This window comes from Kosakonia sp. S42, assembly GCF_016624785.1.
Lineage (GTDB): Bacteria > Pseudomonadota > Gammaproteobacteria > Enterobacterales > Enterobacteriaceae > Kosakonia > Kosakonia cowanii.
The window spans coordinates 112325-136969 of the sequence record NZ_JACVTW010000005.1 but is presented as its reverse complement, the minus strand read 5'-3'; the positions used below and the strand labels follow the sequence as shown (position 1 = coordinate 136969).

Below are 24645 nucleotides of genomic sequence, written 5' to 3'. Positions count from 1 at the left end.
ATCCTTAGCTCGATGCGTGAATGACGGAATATTTGTTGTTGATGTCCTGCTTGGCGATATAGTTCAGGAGTTCATTAAACGCGTAAGCAATGACTATCTGATTGGCTACTTCGACCCGCAACTGCAAAGCACTGTCGATGATGACAATGACGCAAACCGTCTCTTCGTTAAGTCACAAATCATCAAACTACGCCGGGAGAAGGAAATCGCAGCAGAAGAAGCCCGCGAAATGTGGGACGAGGCTGAGGATGCAGATGACGTGAAAGCGAACTGCTGCGATCGGCTCGTTGGAGACAAATTGCTTGGGCTGTTGGGTGATGACCCCTGGTATGCGAACTGGCCCTCTGTACCAAACCACAAATACCAATACCTCGAACGCATCATTGATGCGGTGCGCGGTGGGCTCGCAGAACTGGAGCGTACCGCATGAAGGCACTAATCACCCAGGAGCTTAAGGCTCCTTTTTTATTGCTGGCGTTCACCTTCAAACGTATTAACCAACAGTTCCGGGAGCAGTGATTATGGCCGACATCATCGACAGTGCATCAGAGATTGAAGAGCTTCAGCGTAACGCTGCACTTTCCGCTCACCGCGTCGACCGCAATGCGGTATCGGCTGAGCATTGCGAGGAGTGCGGCGATCCTATTCCTGATCTGCGGCGCGCGGCGATGCCCGGCTGCCAGATGTGCGCCGAGTGCCAGGGGATTATCGAACTGAAGCGCAAGCAGAGAGGCTTTTAACGATGAAACCAAAAATGACCCGCGGCGAATTACGCGTCATCGCCGATACCGACCATGTGCAGTGCGGTGATGCTGCGGCAATGGCAAACATGCTGCTTGAGTTGCTGGGCAGCGGGTCAGTGCCAAACCCAGTGCTGGTTTATGCCGATAGCTATCGTGACCTGGCAAAAAAAGGTGTTGAGTCGGTTCAGATATGGAGCGTTATTACTGACCTGGAGAGAAACATAACTCCGCTGTTCAACGCCCCGGCAGCGCCTGAGGAGGAGGTGTGAATGGAAACTATTCAGGACATCCGTAACCAGTTAGAGGTGATCGTTGTCGCCGCGCACCGCGTCGCATGCTCTCTCGATATTGGCGATGAGCGCACTGAAGCTTTCGAGCTTTACGAAGCACTGCGCCGACTTCAGCGTAAGGGAGCGGCTGCGGAGATGCTGGCGGCCACAAATCCTTTATTCAATCTTTCGCAGGATGATGACGATTATGACTGGTGGGTGGATGATGACAACTGAGCTGCGCACCATGATTCAGCGAGAAGTTCTAATGACGATACCGTCAAGAACATGTTGAAATATAACGTTTATTAATAATCATAACCCTTCCTTTGCGCTGTCTTACTGATATGCTCATATTTCACCCAACCCCAAGAGATGATATGAGCATTGATTCGATAATCCCTTGTCCGTTCTGCGGCGTTCAGCCTAAAGAGATGCTACTGGATGTTTGCATTAGCACTCCACCATCAAAAGGTGCTGATGGCCATCACGATGTTATCTGCCAAACGGAGGGTTGTGAGGTTCAAAACAGGGCTGTTTATAACAAAGCATGGAATATTGTTGCCGGAGATACAGACACTCTGCATGAAGCGATAAAACACAACTGGGTTTAACCACCACCTCTGTTCAACAAAGCCGCCGAGTCCGGCTTTTTGATTACCACTCGGTAGCAACTTACAGGCGATTCCCTGAGTCGCCTGATGGGTGTTAAGCACCGATAAGACCTATCTATCATCCCTTAATGTTTGCCGCCTGCGGGCGGCTTCTTTTTGCCTGGAGTAAACCATGAGTGAAGCGATCCAACTGGTGCCCAATAAATGGGTATCGGAAGAAGTGCTGATGGCGATCACTGGCCTGACCAAAAACGCTATCAAGTCCGCGCGGGAAAAGTCCTGGATGGAAGGCCGCGAGTACCGGCATTACTCCGGAGACTGCCAGCCGAAGGACAACTCCCCTATTCTCTACAACCGCCACGAAGTCGATAACTGGGTGGAACGTCAGCGCCCGGCGATCCCCCGTCAAAAATCTGCTTAAATAGCCCCTCTTTCATAACAGAGGAAGAAGCATGTCTAAATATCCAACCGGGGTCGAGAACCACGGGGGCACACTGCGCCTGTGGTTTATCTACCAGGGTGTAAGGGTACGTGAAAATCTTGGCGTACCCGATACCCCTAAAAACAGAAAGATGGCTGGCGAGCTCAGAACGTCAATTTGTTATGCAGTCAAAACAGGGACATTCAACTATGCAGAGCAGTTCCCGCAGTCTCCAAACCTCTCTCGGTTCAGTTTACTTCGCCCTGGCGCAACCCTGGGTGAAATAGCCGATCGCTGGCTTGAACTTAAAAGGATGGAGATAACACTCAACGCATTTAGCCGCTACAAGTCTTACATCAAGATTTGTGTTGATATTTTGGGGAGAGAAAAGAAAGTTTCTGGCATCTCTAACGAACACATTTTGTTGATCAGGAAGGAGCTTTTGACTGGATATCAAATGCCCGCCAAGCATCGCGAGCACTGCAAACCCAAAAAGGGAAGAACAGTGAGAACCGTCAATGTGTATCTCAACTGTCTTGGTGGCATGTTCTCGTTCGCAAAGCAAAATGGATACATCGATAAAAATCCATTCGAAGGTATCGATCCACTCAGGAAGAGCAAATCAGAGCCTGATCCTCTTTCCAGGGATGAATACTACCGCCTTCTCGATGCTTGCCCATCAGAACAGATAAGGAATCTGTGGATTCTGGCAATTAACACCGGTTTACGACATGGTGAGATCAGCGCGCTGGCGTGGGAAGACATAGACCTGAGAAACTGGACTATCACCGTTAGTCGTAACATTGCTTTGAAGGGGCACTTCACGCCTCCCAAGACAGAGTGTGGTAACCGTGTGATAACGCTCACTGACGCAGCGATACAAGCCCTCAAATGCCAGATGGCTTATACAAGGATGGGTAAGCAACATCAGATAGAGGTGCATCTCAGAGAGTTTGGCAGAACTCGTATTGATGCATGCACTTTTGTTTTTGTACCGAGACTCACAGCAAGGAACGGTAAGGGTGGTGACTGGTACGCTCCCGGGTCATTTGGAGCCACATGGAACGAAGTTCTGAAGCGCGCCGGCATTCGTCATCGACGAGCATATGAGTCGCGGCACACTTTTGCATGCTGGGCGTTAAGTGCTGGAGCCAACCCCAACTTCATAGCTACACAAATGGGCCACACATCTGCACAGATGGTTTGCAACGTTTACGGTAAATGGATGACCGATAATAACAGCAACCAGATGGATATTTTGAATGCACACTTTGGAGGAAATGTCCCACACATGCCCCAGGCACAAAATCAGTAAGATAAAACCTCTTTCATATCAACGCTTCAGTCTGCCCAATCCGGTTTATTCAGGATATGGGCTTGCCAGTCACGCACTTCAGACTCTTTCACCGCAATATGGCGAACGGAAATTCGTTCAGCGTGCATCGCTGCTTTTGACCCGGTACGCAGCGGGTGCCAGACCGGCAAATTTTTCCCCTCTGCCAGCAAGCGGTACGCACAGCTTGGCGGCAACCATTCGAAGGTTGGCAGATTCTCACGGGTCAGCTTGATGCAGTCCGGTTCATATTCGAAACGGCGCTCGTAGTTACGGCACTGGCAGGTTTTGATATTTAACTGGCGGCAGGCGACGTTGGTGAAGTAGATCTCGTCAGTGTCTTCATCCATCAGTTTGTGCAGGCAGCACTGCCCGCAGCCGTCACAGAGCGATTCCCACTCTGCGTCCGTCATTTGGTCGAGAGTTTTGCTTTGCCAGAAAGGAGTGTCGCTCATGATAAAATCCGCCGTTGGTAACCAGGGTGCACCTTATAACCACTCTGGCAGAGGGATGCAAGTTTTGCCGCCCGAATGAGCGGCAAAAGCATTAAAGCACGCGGGTCGAGAGAGAGTGTTCGTTGAGGCGCAGCTCGAGTTCATCACCGCTGCTAAGCGGCCCGACGCCTTCAGGCGTACCGGTGAGGATCACATCCCCCGCTTTCAACGTGAAAAATTTACTCATATAGGCAATCAGCGGCACGATTTTGTGGATCATGTCTGAAGTGCTGCCCTGCTGGCGGATCTCGCCGTTAATTTTCAGCTCCAGCGCGCTGTTCTGCGGATCACTCTCAAACTGAGCGGCCGGAATAAAACCCGAGATGGGGCAGGCATTATCAAACCCTTTCGCTTTCTCCCACGGCTGCCCTGCTTTTTTCAGTTTGCTTTGCAGGTCGCGCGCGGTCAGATCCAGCGCCACGCCGTAGCCTGCTATCGCTTGTTGAACATGATCTTCGGTGGCATGGCGCAGCGTTGCACCAATTAGTACCGCCAGTTCAATTTCATGATGCACCGAGCCAAGTTCAGTCGGCAGCACCAGCGGCTGGCGAAGGTCACACAATGCGGATTCAGGTTTGATAAACAGCACCGGCTCTTCCGGCGTCACGCTGCCCATCTCCTTTATATGCTTCGCATAGTTACTGCCGACGCATACCACTTTACTCACCGGGTAATCCAGCAGAGCGCCCTGCCAGTTATGATGTTGATACATGTTTTGCCTCTCCGGTAACACGTTGAACATGAGCGAAAAATGACTATCCGCGCCGCCCGGCGGTTTGTCAAATCGCAAAATGAGAGGGATGTAGTGGGTTTAAAAAGGCGGTGGAATAATCCGCCGCCTTTAGAGAGAGTTATTGCTGAGTGTTCGCCGCGAGATGCGCTTTAAGTAAATTTTCCGGCGGCGGCGGAAGTTGTAAATAATATCCCTGCTCGCTGAGCGCGGTTTTTACTTTTTCCAGATCCGCGCCGGCTAATTTTTTACTGCCGTCGAGGGGTAAAATCATCGCTAACTGCGGTTGGCCGAAACTTTGCATTAATGTTTCCGGCACACGAGAAAAATCGTCTCTTTTCTCAACATACAGATAGGTCTGTTCACGTCTGGCACTTCGATAGATCACACAAAACATACTTTTACTCGGAATTAGGAGGTGGTTACTTGCCTGAATATAACAGGGACTATAACATGCCCGGTAGTATTCAGAATATCACCCCGATTTCGGGTGTTTAGAGCAAAATGAGTAAGGTCAGGATGTCAAACACGCCCATCGAGCTTAAAGGCAGTAGTTTTACCTTATCCGTGGTTCATTTGCATGATGCAAAACCCGAAGTTATTCGTCAGGCGTTAGAAGACAAAATCGCTCAGGCTCCTGCATTTTTGCAGCATGCTCCCGTGGTGGTGAATGTCTCAGCACTGGTAGGTCCGATTGACTGGCCGCAATTGCAAAAAAGCATTGCCGCCACTGGCCTGCATGTTGTTGGTATTAGCGGCTGCAAAGACGCTGCACTGAAAGCGGAAATAGAACGCGCTGGCTTTCCTATTCTGTCGGAAGGCAAAGAGAAGGCGCAACCGCGCCCGGAGCCCGTTGCTGAACCGGTATCCGTCGCCACGCCGGCTATTAAAACACGGCTGATTGATACCCCGGTGCGCTCAGGTCAGCGCATTTATGCGCAGAACTGCGACCTGATTGTCACCAGCCACGTGAGCGCAGGCGCGGAGTTAATTGCCGATGGCAATATTCACGTCTACGGCATGATGCGCGGCCGCGCGCTGGCGGGTGCAAGCGGTGATGATGAAGCACAAATATTTTGTACCCACCTGACGCCGGAGCTGGTCTCTATTGCGGGTGAGTACTGGCTGAGTGACCAAATCCCGGCCGAATTTTATGGCAAAGCGGCGCGTCTGCAACTGGCAGGTAACGCTTTGACAATTCAACCCTTAGATTAAGCCCTTTTAACAAGGAACTCCTATGGCACGCATTATTGTTGTTACTTCGGGTAAAGGGGGCGTCGGCAAGACCACCTCCAGCGCGGCCATCGCTACTGGTTTAGCCCAGAAGGGCAAGAAAACGGTCGTTATCGACTTCGATATTGGCCTTCGTAACCTTGACCTGATCATGGGCTGCGAGCGCCGCGTTGTGTACGATTTCGTTAACGTTATCCAGGGCGACGCAACGCTGAACCAGGCGTTGATTAAAGATAAGCGCACTGAAAATCTCTATATTCTCCCGGCATCGCAGACGCGCGATAAAGACGCCCTCACCTATGAAGGCGTTGATAAAGTACTGGAAGATCTGAAAAAAATGGACTTCGACTTTATCGTCTGCGACTCACCGGCTGGCATCGAAACCGGCGCGCTGATGGCGCTCTACTTCGCCGATGAAGCCATTATCACCACCAACCCCGAAGTATCGTCCGTGCGTGACTCTGACCGTATTCTGGGCATTCTGGCTTCCAAATCACGTCGTGCGGAGAGAGGTGAAGAGCCAATTAAAGAGCATCTGCTGCTCACCCGCTACAACCCAGGCCGCGTTAACCGTGGCGACATGTTGAGCATGGAAGATGTGCTGGAAATTCTGCGCATCAAACTGATTGGCGTGATCCCGGAAGATCAGTCTGTACTGCGGGCCTCCAACCAGGGCGAGCCGGTTATTCTGGATGCCAATGCTGACGCCGGTAAAGCGTATGCCGATGCCGTGGAACGTCTGCTGGGAGAAGAACGTCCTTTCCGCTTCATTGAAGAAGAGAAGAAAGGTTTCCTCAAACGCCTGTTCGGAGGATAAGTTATGGCATTACTCGACTTTTTTCTCTCCAGAAAAAAGAATACCGCCAGCATCGCTAAAGAACGCCTGCAGATTATTGTTGCAGAGCGCCGCCGCAGCGACGCTGAACCCCACTATTTGCCGCAACTGAAGCGCGATATTCTGGAAGTCATCTGCAAATATGTGCAGATCGATCCGGAAATGGTCACCGTACAGCTGGAGCAGAAAGGGGACGATATTTCTATTCTGGAGTTGAACGTCACGTTGCCAGAAGCGGAAGAGACGAAATAGTCTTCGCAATAAGGGCAATAAAAAAAGGCAGAATAAATTCTGCCTTTTTATTTATCTGCTCAAATACACTGTAATTATTTACAGTCTTATTGCGGATACTCTGCTAATAACGCGTTCAGACGATCGGCCATCAATTCACCGCGCCAGCCGCTGATTAATTCCGGCAGGCTATTTTGCGTCTTTAATTTCCAGTGCCAGTTTAATAACTGATTAATCTGGCGACGCGAAGCCAGCAGCTCAACGCTAATATTTTCGCTTTCACTGATGGTCTGCACCTGCGCTTTAATCGCTTTAAACGCTTTGCGATAGCCGGGCATATCCATCAGATTACGTAGCGGTTCAGGCAGTGCCTCTTCCGGCAACTCCTGCGCCTGCGCGACCAGTGCCACAAGGGTTTTACCGTGAAAACGGATTTCGCTGCCGGAGAGACCAAGGCTATCCAGCTCGCCGAGGCTGCCCGGCATATAGCGCGCCACCGCCCAGAGATGTTCTTCACGCACCACAAAGTTAACCGCCATGTCGCGCTCGCGCGCCTTGCGCAGACGCCACGATGCCAGCAACTGTAAACAGGCCAGCTGGCGCGGGCGCAGCTGCCAGGCGTTAGTGATTTCACGCCATGCCTCGTCCGGTGCCAGCACTTCCTGGCGGCGCTGCATCATTAAGCGACACTCATCAAGCGCGGCAGCCAGCCTCCCCGCCTGCTCAGTTTCTGCCAGCAGTTTCCCGGCGATAGGCAGCAGATACCAGACATCTGCCGCTGCATAGTCACACTGACGCTCGGTCAGTGGACGCGCCAGCCAGTCGGTGCGGGATTCGCTTTTATCAATCACCGTCCCGGTAAACTCCTCCACCATCGAGGCAAAGCCCCATGACATCGGACGGCCGCAGAATGCCGCGAGGATCTGCGTATCAATCATCGGCTGTGGCTGTACACCAAACGTATTGAGGAACACTTCCAGATCTTCGCTTCCCGCATGCAGATATTTGGTGATTGCCGTATTGGTGAGCAGGTCGCGAAACGGCGTCCAGTCGGTAATGGTCAGCGGATCGATAAGCGTGACACGCTCACCGTCATACATCTGCAGCAGACCCAGTTGCGGGTAGTAAGTGCGGGTGCGGACAAATTCCGTATCGAGGGCAATGGCTGGAAACGCACTGGCAGCTTCACATATGGCTGCCAGCGCATCGTTCGTCGTTATCATCTGGTAATTCAAATCATTTTCTCTTCAGTTTGCGCCCATAAAAAACGCCGGCTTTAACCGGCGTTCGGGAGGCTAACGGATAGCTCAGGCGTTATTGTCCACTTTGGCACGCGCTTCGTCACGTAATTCTCGTCGCAAAATCTTTCCGACGTTCGATTTCGGCAGCTCCGTGCGGAACTCAACCTGCTTCGGCACCTTGTAGCCTGTAAGCTGTCGGCGGCAGAAGGCGATCAGCGCCTCTTCCGTCACGGAAGCCTCTTTTTTCACTACAAACAGCTTCACCGCTTCGCCGCTGTTCGCGGACGGCACGCCAACGGCAGCCACTTCAAGCACACCAGGGTGCTGCATCACCACATCTTCGATCTCGTTCGGATAGACGTTAAAACCGGAGACCAGAATCATATCTTTTTTGCGATCGACAATACGCAGGAAGCCCTCGTCATCCATCACCGCAATATCGCCGGTATGCAGCCAGCCATCACGCAGGATCTCATCCGTTGAATCGGGACGCTGCCAGTAGCCAAGCATCACCTGCGGCCCTTTAATGCAGAGCTCGCCCGGTTCGCCCGGGGCGACCTCGTTATTGTCGTCATCCACCAGCTTGGCTTCGGTAGACGGCACCGGCAGGCCAATACTGCCGCTGTGGTAGTCAATATCGTGGGGGTTGACGCTCACCAGCGGCGAGCATTCGGTCAGGCCATACCCTTCCAGCAGATACTGCCCGGTCAGTTTGACCCAACGATCCGCCACCGCCTGCTGCACCGGCATCCCGCCACCGGCGGAAAGATGCAGTGATGAGAAGTCGAGCTTTCTGAACTCGTCATTATTAAGCAGCGCGTTAAACAGCGTGTTCACGCCGGTCATAGCGGTGAAGGGGTATTTGCCCAGCTCTTTCACCAGCCCCGGAATATCGCGCGGGTTGGTGATCAGCAGGTTCTGCCCGCCCAGCTCGATAAACAGCAGGCAGTTCATGGTCAAGGCAAAGATGTGATAAAGCGGCAGCGCGGTGACCACCAGCTCTTTGCCGCGATGCAGCAGCGGCCCGTAAGTCGCGTTTACCTGTTCGAGGTTAGCCAGCATATTACGGTGGGTCAGCATCGCCCCTTTTGCCACGCCGGTGGTGCCACCGGTGTATTGCAGAAACGCCAGATCCTCGCACACCAGTTCCGGTTTGACATACTGCATGCGGTAGCCGTTTTGCAGCGCGCGGCGAAACGAGATGGCGTCCGGCAGATGATATTTCGGCACCAGCCGTTTGATATATTTAACGACAAAGTTGACCACCGTCCCTTTTGCCGTTGAGAGCTGATCGCCCATGCGGGTCAGAATGACGTGGCGCACCTGGGTTTTGTCGACAATCTTCTCCAGCGTGTGGGCAAAGTTGGAGACAATCACAATTGCCGCCGCGCCGCTGTCGTTAAGCTGATGCTCAAGCTCACGGGGTGTGTAGAGCGGGTTAACGTTTACCACAATCATCCCGGCACGCAAAATCCCGAACAGCGCAACGGGGTATTGCAGCAGGTTCGGCATCATCAGCGCCACGCGATCGCCCTTTTGCAGGCCAAGCCCCTCCTGAAGGTAGGCGGCAAATGCCCGGCTGCGCTCTTCCAGTTTACGGAAGGTCATCACCTCGCCCATGTTGATAAACGCCGGCTGGTCGGCATAACGGGCTGCTGAGTGTTCAAATAATTCAACCAGGGATTGATAACGGTCAGGGTTGATCTCCGCAGGCACATCGGCGGGATAACGATTTAACCAAACCTTTTTCAATGCATCACCTCTAAAATGAGTGTTTGTTGTCATCGCAGCCCCAGTTAATAAACAAGAAATTAACATTATATTAACTCAGCGTACCAGTTTGAAAATTAACCGGACGGAAGGTTGCGAAGCGCGTCACTAATTATTTTTGTCATCTAATACAGAAAACAAAAACAGCGGCCGGGCCGCTGTTTATTTTTCCTGTCAAAACAAGAAATTACTCTGTTACGACCGTTTGTACACGAGCGGGTTCAGGCGGATACCAGCCCCATGGACCGTAGCCTGTGCGCCACGGATAGGCTCCCGGGCCGGAGAACCACGGGTCGAGCGGCTGCGGCGGCATCATGATTTGCTGCTGCAAGCGCCAGCGCTTGTAGCCGTTAACCTGCATCACCATGTAGGTGTAGGAGGCGCTGCCAACTTTACCCGCTTCGGTGCCGGTAATCGGCCCGACCACAGTGACCAGCTGGTTACGGAAATCGACCGGGTCAACAAAACCGTTGATGTCGGCATAGATGCGCCCGACAGAGGGCTCGCCCAGCACCGGGCGCGCGCCTTCATCCAGCGGGACAGAGGCGATCTCCAGCCGGGTTTTGCCCTGCTGATTGATCACATTGATCACTTTCCCGCCGAAACGCCCCTCCTGACCGACATAGAGCGTTGGCGCATTCATCACCCGCACTAAATCTTGCTGCGGTGTCGGGCTGGTGCCCTTGATCGCATCGGGCACCGTCACGCACCCACTCAACGCTACCGTTACCAGCCCTGCCAGTAACAGCTGCATAACCCCTTTTTGACCCGCCATCATGCGACCCCTTAACTCAGTTAGTACTACTGAGATTCATTCCCGGCCAGGAAGTTTCTTCCACGCCACTTCGTTACGCAAATAAACCGGTTCCGCCTGTTCAACGGCAACCCATTTTTGCGCGGCAAAAAGCTGGCGGGCGATGGGCAACATATCTTCTGCCGTGGGCAGTAACATCTCGCCGTCGGTCAGCGTAAGAGGACTATTCGCTGCTAATTCAGGCCATGCGCCCCAGCCGGTGCCAACCATCGCCCAGTTGCCATCAAGCTGCTGCAAACGATCGCTTACCGCCTCAGGCTTCAGCACCGCTTCGGTCTCTTCACCGTGCCAGACGCCGTCGGCATCGCGCTGATACTCAGCCCAGTAGACTTCGCCCATGCGCGCATCAATGGCGGCCAGCACACGGGTCGCACCGGTTTTACGCCAGGCACCCTGCGCCATCGTCGCCAGCGTCGAGACGCCAATCATCGGCAGCTCCGCGCCGAGCGCCAGGCCCTGGGCGATACCAATACCGATACGCACGCCGGTAAAGCTGCCGGGCCCGCGGCCAAAGGCCAGCGCGTCGAGATCCGTAAGCTTGACCTCAGCGTCAGCAAGGGCAGCTCTGACCAGCGGCAGAATGCGTTGTGTGTGTTCACGAGGGCAAAGTTCGAAGTGAGCGAAGGTCGTACCGTCATTCCACAGGGCGACAGAACAGGCTTCTGTGGCGGTATCAATAGCCAGAATTCGCATGGGTATAGCAGTCCAGATTCAACAAAATGGCGCGCATCTTACCACACTTCGCGGAAAATTACTCCGCTGCGGGCCCGGCAAGAAACTCCACTGCGCGGCGGATATCACGCGTGCGCGGTGCCGGCGGCAAGCTGGCGAGAAACACCGCGCCGTAGGGCCGCATCACCAGACGGTTATCGCAAATCACCAGCACGCCGCGATCGTCAATATCACGGATCAGGCGACCGACGCCCTGCTTCAGCGTAATCACCGCATCCGGGAGCTGCACTTCATCAAAGGGATCGCCACCGCGCAGACGGCAATCTTCCATTCGCGCTTTCAGCAGCGGATCGTCCGGCGAGGTAAACGGCAGCTTATCGATGATTACCAGCGAAAGCGTATCGCCGCGCACATCGACGCCCTCCCAGAAGCTGCTGGTGGCAACCAGCAGTGCGTTACCGGCGTCAACAAACTGTTGCAGCAACTGCCCTTTACTGGTTTCACCCTGCAACAGCACCGGCAGGCTAAGTGTGGCACGGAACTGTTCTGCAAGATCGCGCATCATGGCGTGGGAGGTGCAGAGCATAAAGCAGCGACCGTTGTTGGCCTCAATCATCGGCCTTAACATCGCTGCCAGCTGGCGCGCAGAGCCGGGCTGATTAGTCTGTGGCAGATTGCGCGGCACGCAGAGCAGCGCCTGGCGCGGGTAATCGAAGGGGCTCGGCAACAGCAGCGACTCGGCTTCGTCGATGCCTAGCCGCGCGGTGAAGTGATGCAGATCGTCGTTAACCGACAGGGTCGCGGAGGTAAAGATCCAGCTCCCCTTCTTCTCTTTCATCACTTCCTGGAATTTATCGGCGACGGTCAGGGGCGTCAGCGCCAGCGTAAAGTTGCGCGAAGTGCACTCATACCAGTAGCTGAAGCCGGGCTGGTTGAACTCTTTCAGCCGCTTGAGGCGGGCGCGGTAAACCGTGGCGCGCTCAAAAGCGGCGTCCAGCACCGCTGAACGACCGAGGGAGAGTTTCGCCACGTCGTAACAGAGTTCGAGGGCGTCATCGAGCAGCAGCAGCGCACGCTGAATCCGCGCATCGGCCAGCAGTTCGCGCAGGTTCCCGCGATAGCCCGGCTCGCCGAGCTGCAGGCGGAAATCCTGCGCGCTTTGCGCCAGCCGGTCGGCGCATTTCTGCAACTGCGCGGTATCGCGTAAATCGGTGCGGTAAGCGATGGTGAAATCTTTTGCCAGATCGAGCAGCTGGCGGCTTGAGAGCGACTGGCCAAAATACTGGCTGGCGATATCGGGCAGCTGGTGCGCTTCGTCAAAGATCATCACCTCAGCTTCCGGGATCAGCTCACCGAAACCGCTCTCTTTCACCACCATGTCGGCGAGAAAAAGGTGGTGGTTGACGACGACAACGTCGGCTTCCATCGCTTTTTTACGCGCCTTCACCACGAAGCACTCTTTGTACATCGGGCAGTCGCTGCCCAGACAGTTATCGTTGGTGCTGGTGACCAGCGGCCAGGCGGCGGAATCTTCAGCCACGCTGACGCAGGTGCTGATATCGCCATCTTTGGTCTGGTTAGACCAGGAGCGCAGCAGAATGACATCGCTCAGCGTTTGTACCGGCAGATCGCCACCGGCAATCGCTTGCTGTTCGAGACGCTCGATACAGAGGTAGTTTGAACGGCCTTTGAGCAGCGCCGTGCGCCCGGTGTACTCCAGCGCTTTTGAGACGGTGGGCAGATCGCGGCTGTAGAGCTGATCCTGCAGGGCTTTCGAACCGGTGGAGATGATCACTTTCTTCCCGGCGCGCAATGCGGGCGCAAGGTAGGCGTAGGTTTTACCGGTTCCGGTTCCCGCCTCAACCACCAGCGGCTGCGTTTTTTCAATCGCTTCGGTCACGGCGTAAGCCATCTGGCGCTGCGGTTCGCGCGGTTTAAATCCCGGTATCGCTTTGGCAAGCTGGCCGTCTGTTGCAAAATCGTCCGTCACACTACCCCCTGGTTAAATCGCCAGTGATTATGTCAGGGTGCGCGGATTTACGCCAGCCAGGTTTTTGTGGCACTCTTCCCGGCGAATCTATGTAACCAGGAAGGAAAAGGTGATGACAATTGTGCGTATTGACGCGGAAGCCCGCTGGTCTGATGTGGTGATCCATAACCAGACGCTTTATTACACTGGCGTGCCGGAAAACCTCGATGCCGACGCCTTTGAGCAGACAGCTAACACGCTGGCGCAGATTGATGCGGTGCTCGAAAAACAGGGCAGCGATAAGTCACGGATCCTCGACGCCACTATTTTTCTTGCCGATAGCGATGATTTTGCAGCGATGAATAAGGCCTGGGATGCGTGGGTCGTGGCGGGCCATGCACCGGTGCGCTGCACCGTGCAGGCGAAGCTGATGAATCCGCGTTATAAAGTTGAGATCAAGATTATCGCGGCGGTCTAATTACTCCTCCTCGTCTTCCTCATCTTCAAAGCGCGCCACAATCCGCTCACCGGTATGGCTGGCGCGCAGCTCTTGTGCCACCAGGGTAATGGCCTCGCCGCTGCTCATGCCGCCGGCCATAAGTTCCTGAATATGTTCGACTGCTTTCTGTTGCTGTTCGTGACTGAGGGCGGGTAATCCTGCAAACATGGTCAACTCCTGATAAATTATCGGCGCTAATTATTCCACGCGTCTGTGCACTACGCCAGCGAAGACGCTCAAGAGCCAGGAATCATGAAACAGTTAACCCCTGCCCAACTCTCGCTTCCGTGGCGCCGCGACGCTGCGGAATTCTATTTCGCACCGCTCAGCGCGCAGCCGTGGGCGATGCTGCTCCATTCGGGGCATGCCGATCATCCCCATAACCGTTTTGATATTTTAGTCGCCGATCCGCTCACCACACTGACAACGCAGGGCGATATCACTTATCAGGATGGACGCGCGTCGCAAGGCGATCCGCTTGAACTCTTACAGCAGGCGCTGGATGCGTGCGGTCTGCATGCTGAACCCGCGAATGACCTCCCTTTCCAGGGCGGTGCGCTGGGCCTGTTTGGTTATGATTTAGGCCGCCGTTTTGAACAACTGCCCTCACTGGCCGCGCAGGATATTGCCGTCGCGGATATGGCGGTAGGCCTCTATGACTGGGCGCTGATTGTTGACCACAAACTGCAGCGCGTAACGTTGTTGAGCCACGGGGATGTCAATGCGCGCCTGGCCTGGCTTGAGGCCCAGAGCGCACCGCCACAGGCTGAGTTTCGCTTAACCTCTGCCTGGCAGGCCAATATGAGCCGCGCGGAGTATGGCGAGAAGTTCCGCCAGGTGCAGGCGTGGCTGCACAGCGGCGACTGCTATCAGGTTAACCTCGCGCAACGTTTTCAGGCGCACTATAGCGGCGATGAGTGGCAGGCGTTTGTGCGCCTTAACCAGGAAAACCGCGCGCCGTTCAGCGCCTTCCTGCGCCTGCCGCAAGGGGCGATCCTCAGCCTGTCGCCGGAGCGATTTATTCGCCTGACCGGCGATGAGATTGAGACCCGCCCGATTAAAGGCACCCTGCCGCGTCTTGCGGACGCGAAAGCCGATGCTGAGCAGGCCGCCCGTCTTGCCGCCTCGCCGAAAGATCGCGCCGAGAATGTGATGATTGTCGATCTGATGCGCAACGATATTGGTCGCGTGGCGGTGCCGGGTTCGGTGCAGGTGCCGGAGCTGTTCGTGGTGGAACCCTTCCCGGCGGTGCATCACCTGGTGAGCACCGTGACGGCGAAGCTGCCGCCCGGACGACACGCAAGCGATCTGCTGCGCGCGGCGTTTCCCGGCGGGTCGATTACCGGTGCGCCGAAAGTGCGGGCGATGGCGATTATCGATGAGCTGGAGCCACACCGCCGCAATGCCTGGTGCGGCAGCATCGGTTACCTCAGCCTCTGCGGCAATATGGACACCAGCATCACCATCCGTACCGTCACCGCCTGTGACGGTCAGCTTTACTGCTCAGCGGGCGGCGGGATTGTCGCCGACAGCGATGAGGATGCGGAATATCAGGAAACCTTTGATAAAGTTAATCGTATCCTGCGGCAACTTGAGAGGTAATTCGTGGAGCAACCGGTGTTAACTCTGGATAACTTTTTATCACGCTTCCAGCTAATGCGACCGCAGCTTAATGCCGCCACCCTGAATGCGCGCCAGGCGGCGGTGCTGGTGCCGATTGTGCGGCGTGAAGAGCCAGGCCTGCTGCTGACGCAGCGCTCAGCCATGTTGCGTAAACATGCCGGCCAGGTCGCCTTTCCCGGCGGCGCGGTCGACAGCACCGACGCCTCGCTTATCGCCGCCGCGCTGCGTGAAGCGCAGGAAGAGGTGGCTATCCCGCCAGAATCGGTTGAAGTGATTGGCGTCCTGCCGCCGGTGGATAGCGTGACCGGCTTTCAGGTTACGCCGGTGGTCGGCATTATTCCGCCAGATCTCCCCTGGCGTGCCAGTGAAGATGAAGTGGCGGCGGTGTTTGAAATGCCGCTTGCCGAGGCGTTGCGGCTTGGGCGCTATCACCCGCTGGATGTGCATCGTCACGGTAATGCCCACCGGGTGTGGTTATCCTGGTATGAGCATTATTTTGTCTGGGGCATGACGGCGGGGATCATCCGCTCGCTGGCGCTGCAAATCGGCCTGCGGCCATAAGCGCTATACTCTGTTTTGCGCACTTTGTGACGGCGAACTCGCTATTAGTTTAATAGAGGCCAGCGATTAGTTTAATTCATGTGAATAGTTAACCTGCTGGCACCCTTCCCTCTTACACTATGCGCAGTTATTACATCGTTACTGGAAACCCAGTAACCCTGTCAGGAGTGTAAATGTGATTAGTCTATTCGACATGTTCAAAGTGGGAATTGGTCCCTCCTCTTCCCACACTGTTGGCCCGATGAAGGCCGGGAAGCAGTTCGTCGATGATCTGGTCGAAAAAGGATTGCTGGAAAACACTACCCGCGTTGTGGTGGATGTTTACGGCTCACTCTCCCTTACCGGGAAAGGACACCATACCGATATCGCCATTATTATGGGTCTGGCGGGCAATGAGCCGGCCACTGTCGATATTGATGCGATCCCGGGGTTTATCCGCGATGTGGAAAACCGTGGGCGCTTGCTGCTGGCGCAGGGTCGCCATGAAGTCGACTTCCCGCAGAATGATGGCATGCGTTTTCACAGCGATAACCTGTCGCTGCACGAAAACGGCATGCGCATTACCGCCCTGAACGGCGATGAAGCCGTTTACAGCAAAACTTACTACTCCATCGGCGGCGGCTTTATCGTTGATGAAGAGCATTTTGGTAAAGAGACCCTCGACTCTGTCGCTGTGCCCTACCCCTTCAACTCTGCGACGCAGATGCTTGAGTACTGCAAACAGACCGGGCTTTCTCTCTCCGGGATGGTGATGCAGAACGAACTGGCGCTGCACTCGAAAAAAGAGATTGAAGAGTACTTTGCTAACGTCTGGACGACCATGCGCGCCTGTATCGATCGCGGCATGAACACCGAAGGCGTGTTGCCGGGTCCGCTGCGCGTGCCGCGTCGCGCCTCTGCGCTGCGCCGCCTGCTGGTCTCCAGCGATAAGCTCTCCAACGATCCGATGATCGTCGTGGACTGGGTCAACATGTTTGCCCTCGCGGTTAACGAAGAGAATGCGGCGGGCGGTCGCGTTGTGACGGCTCCGACCAACGGTGCCTGCGGTATCGTGCCGGCGGTGCTGGCCTATTACGACCACTTTATTGAGTCCGTCAGCCCGGATATCTATATTCGCTACTTCCTCGCTGCCGGGGCGATTGGTGCGCTCTATAAAATGAACGCCTCCATTTCCGGTGCGGAAGTGGGCTGCCAGGGCGAAGTGGGCGTTGCCTGCTCGATGGCGGCGGCAGGTCTGGCTGAGCTGCTGGGCGCAAGCCCGGAGCAGGTTTGCGTTGCCGCAGAGATTGGTATGGAGCACAACCTCGGTCTGACCTGCGATCCGGTCGCCGGCCAGGTGCAGGTTCCCTGCATTGAGCGTAACGCCATTGCCTCGGTGAAGGCGATTAACGCCGCGCGGATGGCGATGCGCCGCACCAGCGCGCCGCGCGTCTCTCTCGACAAGGTTATCGAAACCATGTACGAGACCGGGAAAGATATGAATGCCAAATACCGCGAAACCTCGCGCGGTGGTCTGGCCATCAAAGTGCAGTGTGACTAAACTCACCGCTCTCAACGCCGTTCAACCGAACGGCGTTTTTTTTACCCGCTACGCCACAGATCAAGAATATTCCCCGCCGTTTGTGCATAAGCTGAGCAATTTCCCGCTACACTTCAACTGTGCTGGCATGGCAATCAGGCCAGGGATATTACAGGCGATCGGCGCATGCAAACGGCTCAGCGGATCATTAAAAGCTATCGACAGCGGCGCGCGACGGTCTGCGTGCTGGCGGGCATTGCTGCGCTGATATTGACCCTCGCTTTTCGCTTTGTTTCCGAGCGTAACCTCAACCAGCAACGCGTTGCCTCTTTTACCCATCATGCGGTGGTGAACTTTGATCGCTTGCTGCTGCCGCTGGAATCGACCCGCGAGATGGTTTCACCGCTGGTCGGTAAACCCTGTGACGGGGTGCACCTGCAACTGCGCAAAATCGCTGCCAGCCTGCAGACGGTGCGCTCCATTACGCTGGTCCACGATGGCATACTTTACTGCTCGAGCATTTTTGGCGATCGTCACGTCCCTGTTCACCAGCTTCAGCCGAGCCTGCCGGCGAAAACCACGCTGCTGGTCCTCTCAACGGATAAATCCCTGTTGAAAGATCGCCCGGTGCTGATCGTCTGGTTTCCTACCGCCGCAGACGGGCAAAGTGGCGTGATGGAAGTGGTCAATATTGAACTGCTCAGCCGCTTAATGCTGGAGCCCCAACCGCCGCTTATCACCCGCGTTGCACTCTCTGTTGCCGGGCGGCATCTGGTGCAGGGAAAAGGTCTGCTTGAGACCCTTCCGCTGGCGGACGATGAGAAGCGCTATCAGCGTACCTCGCAATTCTTCCCCCTGTCGGTGAGCGTAAGCGGCCCGGGTGCAACGCGGCTGGCGCTGCAACACCTCCCTTCACAGCTGCCGCTGGCGCTGATGATTGGGCTTTTAACCAGCGTGATTACCTGGTTTACCACTGCCAGCCGCATGAGCTTCGCCCGCGAGATTAACCTTGGCTTAACCGGCCGCGAATTTGCCCTCTTCTGCCAGCCGGTGCTGCACGCCCAGAGCCTGAAGTGCGTCGGCGTGGAGATCCTGCTGCGCTGGCACAATCCGCGCCAGGGTGCGATTTCGCCGGAGGTGTTTATTCCTATCGCCGAGGCGCAGCATCTGATTGCCCCGCTGACCCGGTATGTGCTAATTGAGGTGCAGGCGCACCGCCATCTCTTTCCGGCCGACGCCCATTTTCATATCGGCATTAATGCCGCCCCCAGCCATCTGCGCGATGGTGAGTTACTGAAAGATCTGCACCGGTTGTGGTTTGTTCACCATCCGGTTCAGCAGTTGATCATTGAGTTGACCGAGCGCGATGCGCTGCAGGATGTGGATTCGCGCATGATGCGCGAGCTGCATCACAACGGCGTGAAGATTGCGATTGATGATTTCGGCACCGGCAATAGCGCCCTGAGCTGGCTGGAGAAGCTGCAACCGGACATTCTGAAAATCGACAAATCCTATACTGCGGCGATCGGCACCGATGCGGTGAACTCCAAGGTGACCGACATCATTATCGCGCTTGCGCAGCGGCTGGATATTGAACTGGTGGCAGAGGGGGTAGAGACCCCACAGCAGGCACAATATTTGCGTCAGCAGGGGGTGCAGTCACTACAGGGATATCTGTTTGCACAGCCGATGCCCATTGAGAACTTCCCGGCGTGGTTAGCCGGGAATGCGACGCCAGCCGCGCATGACGACCGGCTGGCTCCGCTGATGACGATTGAGGATCACTCCTCTTCGTCGTGAGCCGGTTGCTCTTTAACAATACGCACCAGATCGACGCGGTAGTCGTTCGCTTCCATCACGGTGATATGCAGCGGCGCAATGGCAAAGGTTTCGCCTACCGGCGGGATCTGCCCACGCGCGGCAATGACAAGGCCCGCAACGGTGGCGATATCTTCCTCTTCATTGACGAAGTTATCGAGATCCAGCGTGTGCTGCAGCGCATGCAGGTCGGTAGTGCCTTTCACCAGCCAGCCGTCGCCGTCGGCAATGATTTCCGGCGTTTCATCCGCATCAGGGAATTCACCGGCAATCGCCTCCAGCACGTCCAGAGGGGTTACCAGCCCCTGAACCACACCAAACTCATTGGTGACAATCACGAAGCTGCCGCGCGCGCGGCGTAATACCGCCAGCAGCTTGATCGGGTCGAGGGTTTCCGGCACCACAATTGCCGGCGACTCAGATGCGATAGCGGCAACATCGACGCCCTCTTCCAGCGACACCAGCAGCTCTTTGGCGCGCACAATACCGATCACTTCATCCAGTTCGCCACGGCAGACCGGGAAGAGGCTGTGCGGGGAAGAGAGCAGTTGCTGACGGATCTCGTCAACGCTCAGATTGGCATCCACCCAGCTGATATCACCGCGCGGCGTCATAATGCTGCGCAGCGAACGGGACGCCAGCGTCAGGACGCCGTTGATCATATAGCGCTCCTCTTCCGCAAACGCGCCTTCCGGCACCGTTACTGAGGCATCGCTGTCCGTCTCAGTTTGCGTCGTATTCTGACGGCGACCGCCCATCAGACGCACAATCGCATCCGCGGTGCGCGCACGCAGCGGCAGGCGCGACTGGTTACGCAGAAAGTTACGGCGCGCAACCTGGTTAAAGAACTCAATGATAATTGAGAAGCCAATCGCGGCGTAGAGGTAGCCTTTCGGAATATGGAAGCCAAAGCCCTCTGCGACCAGGCTCAGACCAATCATCAACAGGAAGCTCAGACAGAGCACCACGACCGTCGGATGCTGGTTCACAAAGTTAGTCAGCGGCTTCGAGGCCAGCAGCATTACCGCCATCGCGATTACCACCGCCGCCATCATCACCGGCAGGTGATTAACCATACCGACCGCAGTAATCACCGCATCGAGGGAGAAGACCGCATCGAGAATCACGATCTGCGTCACCACCACCCAAAAACTGGCGTAGCCTTTACCGTGTCCGCCATCGTGATCGCGGTTTTCCAGCCGTTCATGAAGCTCCGTAGTAGCCTTGAACAGTAAGAAAATACCGCCGAACAGCATGATTAAATCACGGCCGGAGAAGGTAAGGTTCCACACCGAGAAGAGCGGCTGGGTGAGCGTCACCATCCATGAGATCAGCGACAGCAGGCCAAGCCGCATCACCAGCGCCAGTGACAGACCGATCAACCGTGCTTTATCGCGCTGCTTCGGCGGCAGTTTATCGGCAAGAATGGCAATAAAGACCAGGTTATCAATACCCAGCACGATTTCCAGCACAACCAGCGTCAACAAACCGATCCAAATCTGCGGATCCATTAAGAATTCCATGACAGGCTCCTGTTCAGGAAAACAGTATACGGCGCGCGAAAATGCGCAGGCGTGATGACATTGACTCTATTTGAAAGGGGGGAATACGTGGCGCGGGACGGCCATAAAGTGAACTGACGTCGGTGACGATCCATACGATGGGCTACTGCCCTTTACTCCTGGTAACTTAAACGGAGGTTAAACATAGCAAAGAGCCTGGGTAGCTGGCAAAGATTTACCAGACTTTGCAAAATGTATGGATATTTTGCGCCACAAAATTTCATTTTTATGGAAGCTAAATTACGGATCTTCATCACATAAATTATTTTTTCACTCTCTAAAATAATTCGCGAAAGTTCCTAAACTTCTCTTTGAGTTTATCTCTGAATCGATTCGCTTTTTTGGTGCCGATTCACAATACATCCATCGCGTGGATGTTAACGACAAGAATAAGGAGGTAGCAAGTGACTATTGCTATTGTTATAGGCACACATGGTTGGGCGGCAGAACAACTGCTTAAAACCGCCGAGATGCTACTCGGCGAGCAGGAGAATGTCGGATGGATCGATTTTGTTCCCGGCGAGAACGCGGAGACGTTAATCGAAAAGTATCAGGCGCAGTTGGCAAAACTGGATACTAATCAGGGCGTGCTGTTTCTCGTTGATACATGGGGTGGCAGCCCGTTTAACGCCGCCAGCCGCATTGTCGTCGATAAAGAGCATTATGAAGTCATCGCTGGCGTGAATATCCCGATGCTGGTTGAAACCCTGATGGCGCGTGATGACAACCCAACCTTCGATGAGCTGGTAGCGCTGGCCGTCGAGACCGGACGTGAAGGCGTGAAGGCGCTGAAAGCGCAGCCGGTGGAAAAACCTGCTCCCGCTGCGGTTCAACAGACGGCAGCACCGAAAGCCGCTACCCCTGCTAAACCGATGGGGCCGAACGACTATATGGTCATCGGTCTGGCGCGTATTGATGACCGCTTAATCCACGGCCAGGTCGCCACCCGCTGGACCAAAGAGACCAACGTCACCCGGATTATTGTCGTCAGTGATGAGGTAGCCGCCGATAACGTGCGCAAAACGCTGCTGACGCAGGTCGCACCGCCGGGGGTAACGGCTCACGTTGTCGACGTCGCAAAAATGATCCGCGTCTATAACAACCCGAAATATGCCGGTGAACGCGTAATGCTGCTCTTCACCAACCCTACCGATGTCGAGCGCATCGTCGAGGGCGGCGTAAAACTTACCTCGGTCAATATTGGCGGTATGGCCTATCGTCAGGGCAAAACCCAGGTAAACAACGCTGTTTCCGTCGATGAGAAAGATATTGAGGCGTTTCGCAAACTCAACGATCGCGGCATTGAGCTGGAAGTCCGTAAAGTTTCAAACGATCCGAAACTGAAAATGATGGATTTAATCAGCAAAGTGGCGAAGTAACCGCGACGACCTGATTGACTCAGTTTTCACACTTACGTCTGATTTAGCTATAGGAGAAGTACAATGGAGATTACCACTCTTCAGATTGTGCTGGTGTTCGTCGTCGCATGTATTGCCGGTATGGAGTCGATACTTGACGAGTTCCAGTTCCACCGTCCGTTGGTGGCATGTACGTTAGTCGGTATCGTTCTTGGTGATATGAAAACCGGTATCATTATCGGCGGTACCCTTGAGATGATCGCGCTTGGCTGGATGAACATCGGTGCCGCAGTCGCGCCGGATGCCGCGCTGGCGTCGATTATTTCCACCATTCTGGTCATTGGCGGCCACCAGAGCATCGGTGCTGGTATCGCGCTGGCGATCCCGCTGGCAGCAGCAGGTCAGGTACTGACCATTATTGTGCGTACCATTACCGTTGGTTTCCAGCACGCGGCAGATAAAGCCGCAGATAACGGTAACCTTACCGCGCTGTCCTGGATCCACGTCTCCTCCCTGTTCCTGCAAGCGATGCGTATCGCCATCCCGGCGGTGATTGTGGCTATCTCTGTCGGTACCAGCGAAGTGCAGAACATGCTCAACGCCATTCCGGAAGTGGTGACCAGCGGTCTGAATATCGCCGGTGGCATGATCGTGGTGGTCGGTTATGCGATGGTCATCAATATGATGCGCGCAGGCTATCTGATGCCGTTCTTCTACCTCGGCTTCGTGACCGCGGCATTTACTAACTTCAACCTTGTTTCGCTGGGTGTGATCGGTGCCGTTATGGCCATTCTCTACATTCAGCTTAGCCCGAAATATAACCGCACTGCAGGCGGCGCTGCACCAGCGGCTGGTGCCAACGATCTTGATAACGAACTGGATTAACAGGTGAACGACATGGTTGATATGACGAAAACTCCGACTGAGAAAAAGCTCACCCAGAGTGATATTCGCAGCGTGTTCCTGCGTTCTAACCTCTTCCAGGGCTCGTGGAACTTCGAACGTATGCAGGCACTCGGCTTCTGCTTCTCGATGGTACCGGCGATTAAACGCCTCTATCCGGAAAATAACGAAGCCCGCCGCCAGGCGATTAAGCGTCACCTGGAGTTCTTTAACACCCACCCTTACGTTGCCGCGCCGGTGCTTGGCGTAACGCTGGCAATGGAAGAGCAGCGCGCGAACGGCGCAGAGATTGACGATGGTGCCATTAACGGTATCAAAGTGGGTCTGATGGGGCCGCTGGCAGGCGTTGGCGACCCGATTTTCTGGGGTACCGTGCGTCCGGTCTTTGCGGCACTGGGCGCCGGGATTGCCATGAGCGGCAGCCTGCTCGGCCCGCTGCTCTTCTTCTTCCTCTTTAATATCGTGCGTCTTGCTACCCGTTATTACGGCGTTGCGTACGGCTATCGCAAAGGGATCGATATCGTTAAAGATATGGGCGGCGGTTTCCTGCAGAAACTGACTGAGGGGGCGTCAATTCTCGGCCTGTTTGTGATGGGAGCGCTGGTCAACAAATGGACGCACGTGAATATTCCGCTGGTGGTATCGGAAATTACCGACCAGACCGGGAAAACCACGGTGACCACGGTGCAGACTATCCTCGACCAGCTGATGCCGGGTCTGGTTCCGCTGCTGCTGACCTTCGCCTGTATGTGGCTGCTGCGTAAAAAAGTGAACCCACTGTGGATCATTGTCGGCTTCTTCGTAATTGGGATTGTCGGCTACGCTATCGGCCTGCTGGGTCTTTAAACAACGTTGTCATAACCGGGGGCGTGATTGCTCCCGGTTTTTTTATTTAAGGAGATGAGATGTCGATTACGGATAGCGTGCTGCTGCTGTTTGTCGCCGCCCTGCTGGCTTTTGCGCTCTATGACGAGGTGGTGATGCCCCGTCGCAAAGGCGAAACGTTGCTCACCGTTCCGCTGCTGCGCAGAAGCCGTACCGATGGCGCCATTTTTGTCGGCCTGCTGGTTATTCTGATTTATAACAACAGCGTTAACGGTGGTTCATCATTAACCATGTGGTTATTATTTGCTCTGGCGCTGCTGGGTATTTACCTTTTTTGGATCCGCGCCCCGAAAGCCATCTTTAAATCACAGGGTTTCTTCTTTGCTAATGCCTGGATTGAATATGACCGTATTAAAGAGATGAATTTATCGGAGGATGGCGTACTGGTAATGCAATTAGAGCAGCGGCGGTTACTAATCCGTGTACGAAATATAGACGACCTCGAAAAGATCTGCAGAGTAATGGTTAAAACTCAATAAGTTAAACAATACCCATCTCATTTTACCCTGCACAAAAAAGAGGCTTTAATATAGCCTCTGCTATATTTC

General features: G+C 54.9%; 30 protein-coding genes. 19 read left to right on the top strand and 11 right to left on the bottom strand.

The window, feature by feature from the left end:
• Positions 1 to 16 precede the first annotated feature (16 nt).
• The 7 genes from IAE50_RS09385 (at position 17) to IAE50_RS09355 (ending at position 3362) form a co-directional block, all read left to right on the top strand.
• The gene (locus tag IAE50_RS09385) at positions 17 to 430 is read left to right on the top strand and encodes a hypothetical protein (RefSeq protein WP_232045419.1); all 414 of its coding nucleotides are present in this window, start codon (positions 17 to 19) and stop codon (positions 428 to 430) included.
• A 91-nt stretch (positions 431 to 521) separates the two neighbouring features.
• Entirely contained in the window at positions 522 to 740 is a 219-nt protein-coding gene (locus IAE50_RS09380; protein ID WP_200133750.1) for a TraR/DksA family transcriptional regulator, read from the top strand.
• Between the two features lie 2 nt (positions 741 to 742).
• Entirely contained in the window at positions 743 to 1012 is a 270-nt protein-coding gene (locus IAE50_RS25980; RefSeq protein ID WP_232045418.1) for a hypothetical protein, read from the top strand.
• Positions 1013 to 1249, top strand: a complete 237-nt coding sequence (locus IAE50_RS09370; protein ID WP_200133749.1) for a hypothetical protein — start codon at positions 1013 to 1015, stop codon at positions 1247 to 1249.
• Positions 1250 to 1392: 143 nt separating this feature from the next.
• Positions 1393 to 1626, top strand: a complete 234-nt coding sequence (locus tag IAE50_RS09365; protein ID WP_200133748.1) for a hypothetical protein — start codon at positions 1393 to 1395, stop codon at positions 1624 to 1626.
• 172 nt (positions 1627 to 1798) lie between these two features.
• Positions 1799 to 2047, top strand: a complete 249-nt coding sequence (locus IAE50_RS09360; protein ID WP_054803809.1) for an excisionase family protein — start codon at positions 1799 to 1801, stop codon at positions 2045 to 2047.
• A 31-nt stretch (positions 2048 to 2078) separates the two neighbouring features.
• Positions 2079 to 3362: a site-specific integrase gene (locus tag IAE50_RS09355; RefSeq protein ID WP_200580106.1), complete on the top strand. Its 1284-nt coding sequence runs from the start codon at positions 2079 to 2081 to the stop codon at positions 3360 to 3362.
• Positions 3363 to 3388: 26 nt separating this feature from the next.
• On the opposite strand, the gene IAE50_RS09350 is transcribed toward IAE50_RS09355, so the two are convergent.
• The 3 genes from IAE50_RS09350 to IAE50_RS09340 all read right to left on the bottom strand — a co-directional run bounded on the left by IAE50_RS09350 (position 3389) and on the right by IAE50_RS09340 (position 5001).
• Positions 3389 to 3835, bottom strand: coding sequence for a YcgN family cysteine cluster protein (locus tag IAE50_RS09350; RefSeq protein WP_023480182.1), 447 nt, complete (start codon positions 3833 to 3835; stop codon positions 3389 to 3391).
• Between the two features lie 91 nt (positions 3836 to 3926).
• Complete coding sequence (locus IAE50_RS09345) at positions 3927 to 4586, bottom strand: fumarylacetoacetate hydrolase family protein (protein WP_200580105.1); 660 nt, start codon at positions 4584 to 4586, stop codon at positions 3927 to 3929.
• Positions 4587 to 4725: 139 nt separating this feature from the next.
• Positions 4726 to 5001, bottom strand: a complete 276-nt coding sequence (locus tag IAE50_RS09340; protein ID WP_094419653.1) for a YcgL domain-containing protein — start codon at positions 4999 to 5001, stop codon at positions 4726 to 4728.
• A 122-nt stretch (positions 5002 to 5123) separates the two neighbouring features.
• Between IAE50_RS09340 and minC the strand changes: the two genes are divergently transcribed.
• From minC to minE, 3 genes are read left to right on the top strand one after another with little or no spacing between them, the layout of a single operon-like run.
• Positions 5124 to 5819: a septum site-determining protein MinC gene (minC, locus tag IAE50_RS09335; RefSeq protein ID WP_054803648.1), complete on the top strand. Its 696-nt coding sequence runs from the start codon at positions 5124 to 5126 to the stop codon at positions 5817 to 5819.
• Positions 5820 to 5841: 22 nt separating this feature from the next.
• A complete protein-coding gene (minD, locus tag IAE50_RS09330) occupies positions 5842 to 6654 on the top strand; it encodes a septum site-determining protein MinD (RefSeq protein ID WP_042712035.1) in 813 nt (270 codons plus the stop codon).
• Positions 6655 to 6657: 3 nt separating this feature from the next.
• Positions 6658 to 6924 carry a cell division topological specificity factor MinE gene (gene minE, locus IAE50_RS09325; protein WP_004384978.1) on the top strand — a complete coding sequence of 89 codons (267 nt, stop codon included), beginning with the start codon at positions 6658 to 6660 and terminating at the stop codon, positions 6922 to 6924.
• An 86-nt stretch (positions 6925 to 7010) separates the two neighbouring features.
• Here the strand turns inward: minE and rnd are convergent, their stop codons facing one another.
• From rnd to IAE50_RS09300, 5 genes are all read right to left on the bottom strand, one after another.
• Positions 7011 to 8138 carry a ribonuclease D gene (gene rnd / locus IAE50_RS09320; RefSeq protein WP_094192962.1) on the bottom strand — a complete coding sequence of 376 codons (1128 nt, stop codon included), beginning with the start codon at positions 8136 to 8138 and terminating at the stop codon, positions 7011 to 7013.
• A 72-nt stretch (positions 8139 to 8210) separates the two neighbouring features.
• Positions 8211 to 9896 (bottom strand): long-chain-fatty-acid--CoA ligase FadD, encoded by a 1686-nt coding sequence (gene fadD, locus IAE50_RS09315; RefSeq protein WP_200133744.1) that lies wholly within the window; start codon positions 9894 to 9896, stop codon positions 8211 to 8213.
• 205 nt (positions 9897 to 10101) lie between these two features.
• Positions 10102 to 10689 (bottom strand): Slp family lipoprotein, encoded by a 588-nt coding sequence (locus tag IAE50_RS09310; RefSeq protein ID WP_094419651.1) that lies wholly within the window; start codon positions 10687 to 10689, stop codon positions 10102 to 10104.
• A 36-nt stretch (positions 10690 to 10725) separates the two neighbouring features.
• Positions 10726 to 11421 carry a tRNA (adenosine(37)-N6)-threonylcarbamoyltransferase complex dimerization subunit type 1 TsaB gene (gene tsaB / locus IAE50_RS09305; RefSeq protein ID WP_042712038.1) on the bottom strand — a complete coding sequence of 232 codons (696 nt, stop codon included), beginning with the start codon at positions 11419 to 11421 and terminating at the stop codon, positions 10726 to 10728.
• 58 nt (positions 11422 to 11479) lie between these two features.
• Positions 11480 to 13390, bottom strand: coding sequence for an ATP-dependent DNA helicase (locus tag IAE50_RS09300; RefSeq protein ID WP_200580104.1), 1911 nt, complete (start codon positions 13388 to 13390; stop codon positions 11480 to 11482).
• Between the two features lie 112 nt (positions 13391 to 13502).
• On the opposite strand from IAE50_RS09300, the gene IAE50_RS09295 reads away from it, so the two are divergent.
• Positions 13503 to 13847 carry a RidA family protein gene (locus IAE50_RS09295; RefSeq protein WP_023480033.1) on the top strand — a complete coding sequence of 115 codons (345 nt, stop codon included), beginning with the start codon at positions 13503 to 13505 and terminating at the stop codon, positions 13845 to 13847.
• Here the strand turns inward: IAE50_RS09295 and IAE50_RS09290 are convergent, their stop codons facing one another.
• On the bottom strand, positions 13848 to 14036 hold the full coding sequence (locus tag IAE50_RS09290) for a YoaH family protein (RefSeq protein ID WP_200580103.1): 189 nt from the start codon (positions 14034 to 14036) through the stop codon (positions 13848 to 13850). It lies immediately after the preceding gene.
• 84 nt (positions 14037 to 14120) lie between these two features.
• On the opposite strand from IAE50_RS09290, the gene pabB reads away from it, so the two are divergent.
• The 4 genes from pabB to IAE50_RS09270 all read left to right on the top strand — a co-directional run bounded on the left by pabB (position 14121) and on the right by IAE50_RS09270 (position 19371).
• The gene (pabB, locus tag IAE50_RS09285; RefSeq protein WP_200580102.1) at positions 14121 to 15470 is read left to right on the top strand and encodes an aminodeoxychorismate synthase component 1; all 1350 of its coding nucleotides are present in this window, start codon (positions 14121 to 14123) and stop codon (positions 15468 to 15470) included.
• Between the two features lie 3 nt (positions 15471 to 15473).
• Positions 15474 to 16052 (top strand): CoA pyrophosphatase, encoded by a 579-nt coding sequence (locus IAE50_RS09280; RefSeq protein ID WP_139566853.1) that lies wholly within the window; start codon positions 15474 to 15476, stop codon positions 16050 to 16052.
• A gap of 175 nt (positions 16053 to 16227) precedes the next feature.
• Positions 16228 to 17592: an L-serine ammonia-lyase gene (gene sdaA, locus IAE50_RS09275; protein WP_094419648.1), complete on the top strand. Its 1365-nt coding sequence runs from the start codon at positions 16228 to 16230 to the stop codon at positions 17590 to 17592.
• Between the two features lie 165 nt (positions 17593 to 17757).
• Positions 17758 to 19371: an EAL domain-containing protein gene (locus IAE50_RS09270; RefSeq protein ID WP_094419647.1), complete on the top strand. Its 1614-nt coding sequence runs from the start codon at positions 17758 to 17760 to the stop codon at positions 19369 to 19371.
• Here IAE50_RS09270 and yoaE read toward each other — a convergent pair.
• Both yoaE and IAE50_RS26725 read right to left on the bottom strand, forming a co-directional pair.
• Positions 19353 to 20912 (bottom strand): CNNM family cation transport protein YoaE, encoded by a 1560-nt coding sequence (gene yoaE / locus IAE50_RS09265; protein WP_054803643.1) that lies wholly within the window; start codon positions 20910 to 20912, stop codon positions 19353 to 19355. The genes IAE50_RS09270 and yoaE overlap by 19 nt on opposite strands.
• Complete coding sequence (locus IAE50_RS26725; protein WP_375286797.1) at positions 20900 to 21046, bottom strand: hypothetical protein; 147 nt, start codon at positions 21044 to 21046, stop codon at positions 20900 to 20902. The genes yoaE and IAE50_RS26725 overlap by 13 nt, the downstream gene beginning before the upstream one ends.
• A gap of 309 nt (positions 21047 to 21355) precedes the next feature.
• Here IAE50_RS26725 and manX point away from each other — a divergent pair, with 309 nt between their 5' ends.
• From manX to IAE50_RS09245, 4 genes are all read left to right on the top strand, one after another.
• The gene (gene manX / locus IAE50_RS09260; protein ID WP_054803642.1) at positions 21356 to 22330 is read left to right on the top strand and encodes a PTS mannose transporter subunit IIAB; all 975 of its coding nucleotides are present in this window, start codon (positions 21356 to 21358) and stop codon (positions 22328 to 22330) included.
• A 63-nt stretch (positions 22331 to 22393) separates the two neighbouring features.
• The gene (locus tag IAE50_RS09255) at positions 22394 to 23194 is read left to right on the top strand and encodes a PTS mannose/fructose/sorbose transporter subunit IIC (protein WP_054803641.1); all 801 of its coding nucleotides are present in this window, start codon (positions 22394 to 22396) and stop codon (positions 23192 to 23194) included.
• A 12-nt stretch (positions 23195 to 23206) separates the two neighbouring features.
• The gene (locus IAE50_RS09250) at positions 23207 to 24058 is read left to right on the top strand and encodes a PTS mannose transporter subunit IID (RefSeq protein WP_023480044.1); all 852 of its coding nucleotides are present in this window, start codon (positions 23207 to 23209) and stop codon (positions 24056 to 24058) included.
• Between the two features lie 59 nt (positions 24059 to 24117).
• Complete coding sequence (locus IAE50_RS09245) at positions 24118 to 24576, top strand: DUF986 family protein (protein WP_200580101.1); 459 nt, start codon at positions 24118 to 24120, stop codon at positions 24574 to 24576.
• Positions 24577 to 24645 lie beyond the last annotated feature (69 nt).

What these genes read in the sequence shown, in the direction of transcription:
- IAE50_RS09350 (WP_023480182.1), bottom strand. Translation starts at nt 3,835, where the DNA reads ATGAGCGACACTCCTTTCTGGCAAAGCAAAACTCTCGACCAAATGACG.
- IAE50_RS09250 (WP_023480044.1), top strand. Translation starts at nt 23,207, where the DNA reads ATGGTTGATATGACGAAAACTCCGACTGAGAAAAAGCTCACCCAGAGT.
- minE (WP_004384978.1), top strand. Translation starts at nt 6,658, where the DNA reads ATGGCATTACTCGACTTTTTTCTCTCCAGAAAAAAGAATACCGCCAGC.
- IAE50_RS25980 (WP_232045418.1), top strand. Translation starts at nt 743, where the DNA reads ATGAAACCAAAAATGACCCGCGGCGAATTACGCGTCATCGCCGATACC.
- IAE50_RS09355 (WP_200580106.1), top strand. Translation starts at nt 2,079, where the DNA reads ATGTCTAAATATCCAACCGGGGTCGAGAACCACGGGGGCACACTGCGC.
- IAE50_RS09290 (WP_200580103.1), bottom strand. Translation starts at nt 14,036, where the DNA reads ATGTTTGCAGGATTACCCGCCCTCAGTCACGAACAGCAACAGAAAGCA.
- IAE50_RS09345 (WP_200580105.1), bottom strand. Translation starts at nt 4,586, where the DNA reads ATGTATCAACATCATAACTGGCAGGGCGCTCTGCTGGATTACCCGGTG.
- minD (WP_042712035.1), top strand. Translation starts at nt 5,842, where the DNA reads ATGGCACGCATTATTGTTGTTACTTCGGGTAAAGGGGGCGTCGGCAAG.
- IAE50_RS09310 (WP_094419651.1), bottom strand. Translation starts at nt 10,689, where the DNA reads ATGGCGGGTCAAAAAGGGGTTATGCAGCTGTTACTGGCAGGGCTGGTA.
- IAE50_RS09370 (WP_200133749.1), top strand. Translation starts at nt 1,013, where the DNA reads ATGGAAACTATTCAGGACATCCGTAACCAGTTAGAGGTGATCGTTGTC.
- tsaB (WP_042712038.1), bottom strand. Translation starts at nt 11,421, where the DNA reads ATGCGAATTCTGGCTATTGATACCGCCACAGAAGCCTGTTCTGTCGCC.
- IAE50_RS26725 (WP_375286797.1), bottom strand. Translation starts at nt 21,046, where the DNA reads ATGGATCGTCACCGACGTCAGTTCACTTTATGGCCGTCCCGCGCCACG.
- IAE50_RS09245 (WP_200580101.1), top strand. Translation starts at nt 24,118, where the DNA reads ATGTCGATTACGGATAGCGTGCTGCTGCTGTTTGTCGCCGCCCTGCTG.
- minC (WP_054803648.1), top strand. Translation starts at nt 5,124, where the DNA reads ATGTCAAACACGCCCATCGAGCTTAAAGGCAGTAGTTTTACCTTATCC.
- IAE50_RS09360 (WP_054803809.1), top strand. Translation starts at nt 1,799, where the DNA reads ATGAGTGAAGCGATCCAACTGGTGCCCAATAAATGGGTATCGGAAGAA.
- IAE50_RS09380 (WP_200133750.1), top strand. Translation starts at nt 522, where the DNA reads ATGGCCGACATCATCGACAGTGCATCAGAGATTGAAGAGCTTCAGCGT.
- IAE50_RS09295 (WP_023480033.1), top strand. Translation starts at nt 13,503, where the DNA reads ATGACAATTGTGCGTATTGACGCGGAAGCCCGCTGGTCTGATGTGGTG.
- yoaE (WP_054803643.1), bottom strand. Translation starts at nt 20,912, where the DNA reads ATGGAATTCTTAATGGATCCGCAGATTTGGATCGGTTTGTTGACGCTG.
- IAE50_RS09340 (WP_094419653.1), bottom strand. Translation starts at nt 5,001, where the DNA reads ATGTTTTGTGTGATCTATCGAAGTGCCAGACGTGAACAGACCTATCTG.
- IAE50_RS09270 (WP_094419647.1), top strand. Translation starts at nt 17,758, where the DNA reads ATGCAAACGGCTCAGCGGATCATTAAAAGCTATCGACAGCGGCGCGCG.
- IAE50_RS09255 (WP_054803641.1), top strand. Translation starts at nt 22,394, where the DNA reads ATGGAGATTACCACTCTTCAGATTGTGCTGGTGTTCGTCGTCGCATGT.
- IAE50_RS09365 (WP_200133748.1), top strand. Translation starts at nt 1,393, where the DNA reads ATGAGCATTGATTCGATAATCCCTTGTCCGTTCTGCGGCGTTCAGCCT.
- pabB (WP_200580102.1), top strand. Translation starts at nt 14,121, where the DNA reads ATGAAACAGTTAACCCCTGCCCAACTCTCGCTTCCGTGGCGCCGCGAC.